General features: G+C 63.0%; 11 protein-coding genes. 10 read left to right on the forward strand and 1 reads right to left on the reverse strand.

Annotation, left to right across the window (positions count from 1 at the left end):
* Positions 1-586: TetR/AcrR family transcriptional regulator (locus VF515_01680; protein ID HEX7406336.1), on the reverse strand; the 586-nt coding region annotated here is incomplete at its 3' end.
* A gap of 336 nt (positions 587-922) precedes the next feature.
* On the opposite strand from VF515_01680, the gene VF515_01685 reads away from it, so the two are divergent.
* The 10 genes from VF515_01685 to VF515_01730 form a co-directional block, all read left to right on the forward strand.
* Positions 923-2110, forward strand: a complete 1188-nt coding sequence (locus tag VF515_01685) for an acyl-CoA dehydrogenase family protein (GenBank protein HEX7406337.1) — start codon at positions 923-925, stop codon at positions 2108-2110.
* A 131-nt stretch (positions 2111-2241) separates the two neighbouring features.
* A complete protein-coding gene (locus VF515_01690) occupies positions 2242-2745 on the forward strand; it encodes a MaoC family dehydratase N-terminal domain-containing protein (GenBank protein ID HEX7406338.1) in 504 nt (167 codons plus the stop codon).
* Positions 2746-2773: 28 nt separating this feature from the next.
* The gene (locus VF515_01695) at positions 2774-3385 is read left to right on the forward strand and encodes a MaoC family dehydratase N-terminal domain-containing protein (GenBank protein ID HEX7406339.1); all 612 of its coding nucleotides are present in this window, start codon (positions 2774-2776) and stop codon (positions 3383-3385) included.
* Between the two features lie 128 nt (positions 3386-3513).
* Entirely contained in the window at positions 3514-3942 is a 429-nt protein-coding gene (locus tag VF515_01700; protein HEX7406340.1) for a hypothetical protein, read from the forward strand.
* A gap of 17 nt (positions 3943-3959) precedes the next feature.
* Positions 3960-5150 (forward strand): lipid-transfer protein, encoded by a 1191-nt coding sequence (locus VF515_01705; protein ID HEX7406341.1) that lies wholly within the window; start codon positions 3960-3962, stop codon positions 5148-5150.
* Between the two features lie 5 nt (positions 5151-5155).
* Positions 5156-5590: an OB-fold domain-containing protein gene (locus VF515_01710; protein ID HEX7406342.1), complete on the forward strand. Its 435-nt coding sequence runs from the start codon at positions 5156-5158 to the stop codon at positions 5588-5590.
* An 87-nt stretch (positions 5591-5677) separates the two neighbouring features.
* Positions 5678-6445 carry an enoyl-CoA hydratase-related protein gene (locus VF515_01715; protein HEX7406343.1) on the forward strand — a complete coding sequence of 256 codons (768 nt, stop codon included), beginning with the start codon at positions 5678-5680 and terminating at the stop codon, positions 6443-6445.
* Between the two features lie 163 nt (positions 6446-6608).
* Positions 6609-7784, forward strand: coding sequence for a transporter (locus VF515_01720; protein ID HEX7406344.1), 1176 nt, complete (start codon positions 6609-6611; stop codon positions 7782-7784).
* A gap of 12 nt (positions 7785-7796) precedes the next feature.
* On the forward strand, positions 7797-8225 hold the full coding sequence (locus tag VF515_01725; protein HEX7406345.1) for a Zn-ribbon domain-containing OB-fold protein: 429 nt from the start codon (positions 7797-7799) through the stop codon (positions 8223-8225).
* A partial coding sequence (locus tag VF515_01730; GenBank protein HEX7406346.1) for an acyl-CoA dehydrogenase family protein occupies positions 8222-9093 on the forward strand: 872 nt, incomplete at its 3' end. The genes VF515_01725 and VF515_01730, both read left to right, overlap by 4 nt.

A 9093-nucleotide genomic window follows, 5' to 3' on the forward strand; every position in this document is an offset into this window, starting at 1 on the left:
CGAGCGGCCCGTCGAAGCTGCGCGAGTCGGTCCGCATCATCGACTCCACCACCATCCCTCCCAGCGTCGCGAACGTCACGCGACGCGCCAGCTCCACCCGCTCCTGCGACAGGTTCAGGTGCCCGAAGAGATGATCCCACGCAGCGATGATCACGTTCCAGACTCGCGCCCGGTAGCGGCGCGCCGGGTTCCGCCTCGGAGGTTCATGGCGGTGACTGAGCGTGATCTCGAAAAAAGCGCGGAACCCTGGGCGGTTCATGAGCCGCCAGGCTCCTTCAACCATCACCTTGACGCGGTTCTCCAGAGTCTCGTCGGTGGGCGAGATGCGCTGGCTGTCCAGCAAGAACTCGTCGAGCGCGTTATCGAGCACCGCCTGGATGATGGCATCCTTGGTGCCGAAGTGGTGCTGGATGCCACCCCAGGACACCCCCGAGCGTTCGGCGATCCGGGTGACGCTGGCGTGCTTGTAGCCGTACTCCGCGATGCACTGAATCGCGGCGTTGATCACGCGCTCCCGGGTCTCGTCGCTCCGCTCCGCCTGCACGCCTCGGCCCACGCCCGAGCCGCCCGCGCGTTTCGTCTTCACCTTGGCCGCCGCCCTCGGAGTCATGGCTCGCACCCGACCAACCCTGCGCGCAACGTGCCGCCGCCCGGCCCGTGTGGACGACGCGGCTCGACTCGAATGCAAGCACCGCGAAACATTTTTCTATAATTGCAGATCAACTCCGCCGCGTCCAGGTTGCCGTGAGCTTACACCTCGCCGCCCTTTTGGTGACGCCGCCGATAGCGCCGATTTTAGGGCGTCCTATCAGCATTCTCCACGCGGCGCCGGTTCTCAGATGATTGTTGACTCGCTTGAGCGATGCTGGTAATTGCAGGGCCGCGTCGACAATCATCAATAATTGTAAATCGACCTGACGGCATGGATTTCGACCTCACACCCGAGCAAGATCGGTTACAGCGGGAGATCTACGAGTATCTGGAGCGGCTGGTGACTCCCGCGCTGCTGGCGGAGCTGCAGGACAAGCCCGAGGCTGGAGGTCCCGAGGACGCGCCGGAGTACACCAAGTGTCTACACCGCCTCGGCGACGATGGCTGGCTGGGCATCGGTTGGCCCAAGGAGTATGGCGGCCAGGGCAAGGGGCCCATCGAGCAGTACATCTTTTTCGACGCGGTGTCCGGGTATCACGCGCTGCCTATCCCCATGCTGTCGCTGAACGCGATCGGACCCACCATCATGCAAGTGGGGACGCCCGAACAGAAGGACCGGTTTTTGCCGCCGATTTTGAAAGGGCGGCTCAACATCGGCGTCGGCTACACGGAATCAGGCGCCGGCAGCGATCTCGCCTCGCTCAGGACCACGGCGGTCAGAGATGGCGACGACTATGTGATCACCGGCCAAAAGGTCTTCACCACCCTGGCGGAGTTCTGCGACTACATCTGGCTCGCGGCACGGACGGATCCGACGGCGAAGAAGCACAAGGGCATCTCGATTTTCATGGTCGACACCAAGAGTCCGGGTTTCACGTTCGACCCTATCCACATCATGGGTGGATTCAAATCAAACATCACGTACTACGACGATGTCCGCGTGCCGAAGGATTGCCTCATCGGCGAGGAGAACGCCGGCTGGTACTACATCAACGCGCAGTTGGCGATGGAGCGGATCGGTCTGGTGGCCCATTCGCGCGCCGGGCGACTGGTCGACGAAATGATCCGCTGGGTCAAGCAGGCGACACTCGACGGGGCTCGGCTCGCCGACGTGCCGTGGGTGCGGACGCGGCTGGCCGAGATGGCAAGGGACACCGAGGTGCTCAGGCTGATGAACTATCGCGTGGCCTGGCAGATCTCCCAGGGCGTCGTGCCGTTCGCCGAGGCGTCGATGGTCAAGATCTTCGGCTCCGAGCTGTTCCAGCGCATCCACGGGTTGAGCCTGCAGATGATGGGGCTGTTCGGGCAGTTGGAGCCGGGGAGCGAGCTGGCCCCGATCGGGGGGAAGCTCGAGCGCGAGTATCTGGCGAAGATGTTGCTGACCTTTGGGGGTGGTGCGAACGAGGTGCTGCGGGACGTCGTGGCCATCATGGGCCTCGGCATGCCGCGGTCGCGCTAGGACCTGCGGCCAGCGTCAGTTCGGCGGGACCGCTCCCCGCCCGCACTCCAGAGGCTTCCGGCGGACGTGTTGGGTCGCTGCGAGTTACAAAGTCCGACAGGCTGCTAGGAGACGACAGGAGGAAGCGAACGATGAGTTTCAATCAATCCAAAGCGGCAAAGCTCGTGGGAGCGGAGTCCGGCGCCATCCAGGCGGTGGATAAGGTCAGTAAATCGGATATCCGCCACTGGTGTGAAGTGGTCGGTGATCCCGATCCCAGCTACACCGAGAAGATCAAGACAGGCGTGAAGACCGCTCCGCACACGATGACGATGGTGTGGTCCCAGCCGCCGCTCTGGCCTCCCAAGGAAGCGACCGAGCCACACGAGAAGCTGCTGAAGATGCTCGACGATGCGGGGTACAAAGGCACGGCCGGCATCGGACTCGATCAGGAGTTTCAGCGGCCCGTGCGCATCGGCGATCGGTTGAGTTTCAAGGTGAGAGTCGCCGGACTCTCCAAGGGCGAGGAAGCGACAAAGATGGGTAAGGGGTATCTGGTCGATCTGCACTACACCTTCCTTGACGGTAGCGGCCACGTGGTCAGCACACAGAAATACAAAGTGCTCAAGTTCCGCAGCATGGAACTGCCGAGCTGAGGCAGGACTCGGAGGAGGTTCATCCATCATGGACAACGCAAGCACAAGCGAGATTCGGCCGTTCTCGTCGCCGCCAGAGGTCGCGTTCGACTACTCGCGCATCGCCCACCTGGTAGGCGCGAGTTCGGAGTGGCACGAGGGCCACGACGAGGTCAGTGAGTCGGACATCCGCCACTGGTGCGAGGTGATGCAGGACGCCAACCCGCTCTATACCGACGAGGAGTACGCCAAGAAGAGCAAGTACGGCGGTATCATCGCGCCGCCGCAGATGGTGCAGACGTGGTCGCTGGATCCGATGCAGGAGGCGCTCAATCGGTTCGTGCACAACAATCCGCCTTTCAAAGAAGACCCGCACAACCAGCTCTTCGGCATGATCGACGCGATGGGCTACCACGGCGTGGTCGCGACGGCGCAGACGCAGGAGTACCAGCGGCCCGTGCGGCCGGGAGACATGCTGCGCTCCCGCATCACCGTGGGGAACGTGTCCAAGTACGATCACTACACGCGCATGGGTGTGGGCCGGTACGTCGACTTGATCTACACCTTCATCAATCAACGGGACGAAGAAATCTGCGTGGCGAGCTTCCGGGTGCTGAAGTATCGGCCACCCTTGGATACCAGGCGGCTCTACCAGGGCTGAGGGCTGCGCCCCGCGTCCGTGCGGCGGGTCCGCTCCCGTTGGTCGCTGCGAGCGTCTATAGAGGCTTCCCTCAGGTACCGGGCGCCCGATTTGATCACAAGCTCTGAAAACAAATGGAGGAGAAACACATGGCGAAACTGTATTGGGAAGACGTGAAGGAAGGGCAGGAACTGCCTGAGCAGACGCGGGTCCTCGACTCGACGTTGATCGTCTCGGGCGCGATCTGGGCGTCGCACGATTTCATGCCGGTGCATCATGACCCGAAGTTCGCGCAGGAGAAGGGCGCGCCGGACATCTTCATGAACATCCTGACCACGAACGGGCTCGTCGGAACGTACCTCGGCAACTGGACGGGGCCCGACGGCGAGCTGAAGAAGCTCAGCATCAGCCTCGCCGTGCCCAACTTCCCGGACGACAAATTGCGCATGAACGGCAAGGTGACGAAGAAATACAAGGACGGTGGCCTGAACCTGGTCGAGGTGACCGTCGTGGGCGAGAACAAACTTGGCCCGCACGTCACGAGCTCGGGCGTCATCGCCCTCCCGTCGAAGGGCTGAAAGGGAGGCCTTGATCGATGGCGCAGTCGACAATCAGTTTGAAGAATAGAGCGTGCATCGTCGGCCTTGGCTCGACGGAGTTCACGCGTAACGCCGGCCGCAGCGAGATCCACCTGGCGGTAGACGCGGCCATGGCGGCGTGCGCGGATGCGGGAATCCAGTCCGAGCAGATCGATGGCTGCGTGCGCTTCGGCACGGCCGGGGCGACTGCTATCGAGTTTGCCACCGAGTCCGACGTCGCCCGCTGCCTGGGTATCCCTAACCTGAGATACTTTGTCGAAGCCCCGTGGGGTGGCGGCGCGTGCTGCGCCACCATCATGCACGCGGCCGCGGCGGTGGCGCTGGGGCTGGCGAACTACGTGCTCTGCTTCCGCGCTATCCGCGCGGCCAGCGGAATGATGCGGTACGGCCGGCCGGCCAACATCCCGATCGACTCCCACTGGAGCATGACCATGCCGTACGGCTTCCAGAGCCCGACGTCGTGGGTGGCGATGTTCACGCGGCGGTGGATGTACGAGACCGGCGCCACACGGGAGCAACTCGGCGCGGTGGCCATCGTCAGCCGGGAGAACGCGATCAGAAATCCGCGGGCGATGTTCTACGGGCGCCCGCTGACCATGCCGGAGTACCTCGGCTCGCCCATGCTGTGCGACCCGTTCACCCTGCACGACACCTGCCTGGAAAACGATGGGGCCGTGGCGCTCATCGTCACTACGCCGGAGCGGGCGAAGGACCTGAAGCAAGCGCCGGCATACGTTGCGGGCGTTGGCGAGGCGACGGGATGGGACTCGTACTGCATGACCAGCTTCTATCGTCCGGAGATCGGCATTCCGGAAATGGAAGAGACCGGCAAGGACCTGTTCCGGATGGCAGACATGAAGCCGAGTGACATCCAGGTGGCCCAGTTCTACGATGCGTTCACCTCGCTCGTGCCCATGCAACTGGAGGCGCTCGGTTTCGTGAAGAAGGGCGAGGGCGGGCCGTTCTGTGAAGGCGGCGAGCGCATCCGTCCAACGGGGCAACTGCCGATCAACACGGCGGGCGGCATGCTCTCCGAGTCGTACATCCACGGCATGAACGGAATCGCCGAAGGCGTGCGGCAGATTCGCGGCACGTCGACGACGCAGATCAAGGGCGCCGAACGCGTGCTGGTTACCGGTGGACTTGGTGTGCCGACGAGCGCGCTCATCCTGACGAAAGGAAAGTAGTCGCCATGGCGTTGCAGCTGAACCAACGATACGCGAAGTACTTCTTCGAGCCGGTTGCCGAATCGTTCGAAGAAGGGTTTTGGGAAGCGATCAAACGGCGTGAGCTGGTCTTCCAGCGCTGCGGCAAGTGTCGCGAGTGGCTCCACCCACCGCGGCCGATGTGTCACAAGTGCAAGAGCTTCGACCTGCGCTGGGAGAAGTCGACCGGCAAGGGGAAAATCTACAGTTATGTCATCTTCACCCGCGAGGTGAACCCGCTCTACGTGGTGCCCTTCGAAGTGGTGCTGGTCGAGATGGACGACGAGAAGCCCGTGCGCATGGTGGCCAACATGCTCGACACCCAACCGGAGGAACTCTACATCGGCATGCCCGTCGAGCTCGATTTCTTCGACGTGTCACCCAAGCAGCCGATCCCGATCTTCAAGAAGCGAAAGGCGTGACCCGCCCCGGCGCAGTCCGGTACGCAACAGAATTGACGCACGGCGTATCGCCTATGGCGATACGCGCGAAGTGAAAAGGAGCCGACAATGAGAACTTCCCCCCACTTTCTGTACGAGAAGAAGGGCCACATCGCGATCATGACGTGGAACCGGCCAGAGAAGCGAAACTGCTTCACCCCGGAAATGATGGACGCCTTCTACGATGCCTTCGGTGATTTCGACAAGGATGACAACCTCTACGTGGCCATCCTGGCAAGCACCGGCGACAAGGCGTGGTGCTCGGGTGGCGACCTCGAAACGATGATCCCGGCCGTCACCTCGGGAAGGTTCAAGGTCAACGAGGATCCGACGAAGCGGGTATTCCACGATATTTTCAAGCCGATCATCACGGCGGTCAACGGGTTTGCCACCCTGGAGCTGATTCAGGGTACGGACCTGTGCGTGGCGTCGGAGAATGCCAGCTTCGCCCTCGGCGAAGTGCGCTGGGGCATGATCGCCGCAGGCGGTTCGCACGTACGGTTCCCGCGTTACCTCCCGTGGTGGATAGCGATGGAGGTGCTGCTGACGGGCCGACCCATCAGTGCACGGCGTGCGTACGAGGTCGGGATGGTGAACCGGCTGGTTCCCACGGTGGACCAGGTGCTGCCGACCGCGATGGAGCTGGCCGAGATCATCTGCCAAAATGGCCCGCTGGCGGTGCGCACGGCCAAGGAGATCGCCGTGCGTCAGTGGAATCACGAGCCCGCTTTCGTACTCGAAAACGCCCTGTTTCAGCGGGTCCGCAACTCCGAAGATGCGCAAGAAGGGCCGCGCTCCTACAAGGAGAAGCGCAAGCCGAATTTCAAGGGACGCTGAGGGCCTGCGGGGCCTGCGGCCGGCGTCATTTCTATGGCCCGCTCCCCGCCCGCACTCCAGAGGCTTCCGGCGGACGTGTTGGGTCGCTGCAGGCTTCCAAGTCCGACAGGCTGTTAGAACGCAGCGGGCACACTCCGGGAACGGGCGACAGAGAAGGAAGCACATGACTTCACTGAAGGACAAGACGTGCATCATCGGGATAGGTCAGACGCCGTATACGCGCGGCAAGGAGAAGGAGGTGGATGGGACGAACCTCACCATCCAGCTGAAAGCCTGTGAGGCCGCGATCGCCGATGCGGGATTGGCCAACAAACAGATCGACGGCATCTTGCCGTTTGCCAGCCTCAACATCGCCGAGGATTTCGCCGTGCATCTGGGCATCCAGGACCTGCGCTATCAGGCGACGTTGCATGTTGGTGGCGCGGCGCCCGGCGCGTCCGTTGCCACCGCGGCCATGGCGGTGAACGCGGGCATGTGCACGTACGCGCTAATCCCGGGCGGCTGGCTCGGGTATTCGGGCCGGCGGGTGCGCGAGGTGGTGACGGCCGATCCGACGGTGATGTCAGGGGGCGTGCCGGCGCGTGATTTCTACTTCCCGTACGGGCTGACCGCGCCGGTGCAGTGGTTCTCGTACATGGCGCGCCTGCACATGAACGAGTTCGGCACCAAGCCGGAACATCTGGGCGCGGTTGCCGTCGCGTGTCGCAAGCACGCGCAGCTCAATCCCGCCGCACTGATGCGCGGCAGGCCCATGACGATGCAAGATTACCTTGCCTCGCCGATGATCTCGGATCCCTTCCGGCTGCTGGACTGCTCGCTGGAAGCGGACGGCGCCTGCGCCTTCGTCGTCACGACCGTCGAGCGGGCGCGTGACCTGAAGGGGAAGCCCGTCTACATCACGGGATTCGCGCAAGGCCAGCCGTTCCCGGCGGACGATATCGTGACCCGCGAGCATATGTTCAATCTTGGACACACCTCCGCGACCCCGCGTGCGTTTGCCATGGCCGGGATTACACCCAAAGACGTCGACTTCGCCGAGATCTACGATCCGTTCACCTTCCAGGTGATCCAACAGATCGAGGAGATGGGCTTCTGCAAACGCGGCGAGGGCGGGCCTTTCGTCGAAGGGGGCCGGATCGAGCTTGGCGGGCAGTTGCCGGTGAACACCCACGGTGGCCTGCTGTCGGAAGCCCACGTGCTCGGCATGAACCACTTCGTCGAGGCCGTGAAGCAGCTGCGTGGTGATGCCGGTGAGCGGCAGGTCAAAAACGCCAAGGTCGGGTTGGTGACGGGTTTTGGTGATTTTGGCGATGGCAGCATCCTCATCCTAAGAAACTAAAAGGGGAGCGCGATGACACAACAATCCGGCACGACATACAGCAAGCCCCTGCCGTTGATGCAGGGCATGACGCAGCAGTTCTACAACCACTGCAAGAACGGCGAGCTTCGCTTCCAGCGCTGCACCAAGTGCGGCAAGTGGCGGCACGTGCCGCGGGCGATGTGCGCGGCGTGCGGTTCGTGGGAGTGGGAGTGGACCAAGTCGAGCGGCCGCGGAAAGGTCTTCACGTGGACCGTCGTGCGCCGGCCGATGCATCCTGGCTTCAAGGACGATGCACCGTACGCCCCTGTCGTCGTAGAGCTGGCAGAAGGTGTGCGTATGGTGACCTGGCTCGTCGACGTGGCCCCGGACGATATCAAAAAGGATATGCCGGTCGAAGTCGTCTTCGACGCGGTGACCCCCGAGGTTACCTTGCCGAAGTTCCGGCGGGCCAAGTCGTGAACTTCGAACTCGACGAGCAGCAGCAAATGCTGCAAACGGCGGCGCGGGATTTCCTGGCGGCCGAGTGTGACAAATCGGTGGTCCGGAAGCTCGAGGCCAGCGACTCCGGCCATTCGTCGCCGCTCTGGAAGAAGATGGCCGAGCTCGGGTGGACGGGCATCATCATTCCGGAGCAGTACGGCGGCGTCGGACTAAGCCTACTCGAGCTTGCGGTCCTCTTCGAAGAGATCGGACGCGCCGCGTTCGACAGCCCACTGTTTGGCACCGCCATGGCAACGCTGGCGCTCGTGGCAGGCGGAACGGAAGCGCAGAAGCAATGGTTGCTGCCGAAGGTGGTAGGCGGTGAGTTGATTCCGACGCTGGCCATCGCCGAACGCGAGGTGGCCAACGACTTCCGCTTTGTGTCCGTTCCCGCGCAGCCCAAGGATGGCGGCTACGTCATTCGGGGCACGAAATTGTTTGTGCCTTACGCCACCATTGCCGATGAAATCCTGGTGGTGGCTAGAACAGCCGGGAAGGCGGGAGACGAAGCCGGCCTCTCCATCTTCATGGTAAACGCCAAGGCCGCAGGGGTACGCTGTAGCCCGCTCAGGACCATCGCCCCGGACAAGCAGTTCCAGGTCGATCTCGACAGCGTGCCGGTCTCGGCTGATCGGATCGTGGGTCGGCTGAACGAGGGCTTGGCGCTGCTCAAGCCGGTGGTGGAGAAGGCTGTCGCCATCCAGTGCGCCGAGATGGTGGGCAATGCCCAGCATGAGCTGGACGCCACCGCGAAGTACACCAAAGAGCGGATGCAGTTCGATCGCCCGCTCGGCACGTTCCAGGCGGTGCAGCATCACTTGGCGAACATGTTCACCGACGTGCAGGG

This window comes from Candidatus Binatia bacterium (genome assembly GCA_036382395.1).
Lineage (GTDB): Bacteria > Desulfobacterota > Binatia > HRBIN30 > HRBIN30 > JAGDMS01.

Coding starts and splice junctions, on each gene's coding strand:
- VF515_01725 (HEX7406345.1), top strand. CDS start 7,797: ATGACACAACAATCCGGCACGACATACAGCAAGCCCCTGCCGTTGATG.
- VF515_01705 (HEX7406341.1), top strand. CDS start 3,960: ATGGCGCAGTCGACAATCAGTTTGAAGAATAGAGCGTGCATCGTCGGC.
- VF515_01690 (HEX7406338.1), top strand. CDS start 2,242: ATGAGTTTCAATCAATCCAAAGCGGCAAAGCTCGTGGGAGCGGAGTCC.
- VF515_01720 (HEX7406344.1), top strand. CDS start 6,609: ATGACTTCACTGAAGGACAAGACGTGCATCATCGGGATAGGTCAGACG.
- VF515_01695 (HEX7406339.1), top strand. CDS start 2,774: ATGGACAACGCAAGCACAAGCGAGATTCGGCCGTTCTCGTCGCCGCCA.
- VF515_01700 (HEX7406340.1), top strand. CDS start 3,514: ATGGCGAAACTGTATTGGGAAGACGTGAAGGAAGGGCAGGAACTGCCT.
- VF515_01710 (HEX7406342.1), top strand. CDS start 5,156: ATGGCGTTGCAGCTGAACCAACGATACGCGAAGTACTTCTTCGAGCCG.
- VF515_01685 (HEX7406337.1), top strand. CDS start 923: ATGGATTTCGACCTCACACCCGAGCAAGATCGGTTACAGCGGGAGATC.
- VF515_01715 (HEX7406343.1), top strand. CDS start 5,678: ATGAGAACTTCCCCCCACTTTCTGTACGAGAAGAAGGGCCACATCGCG.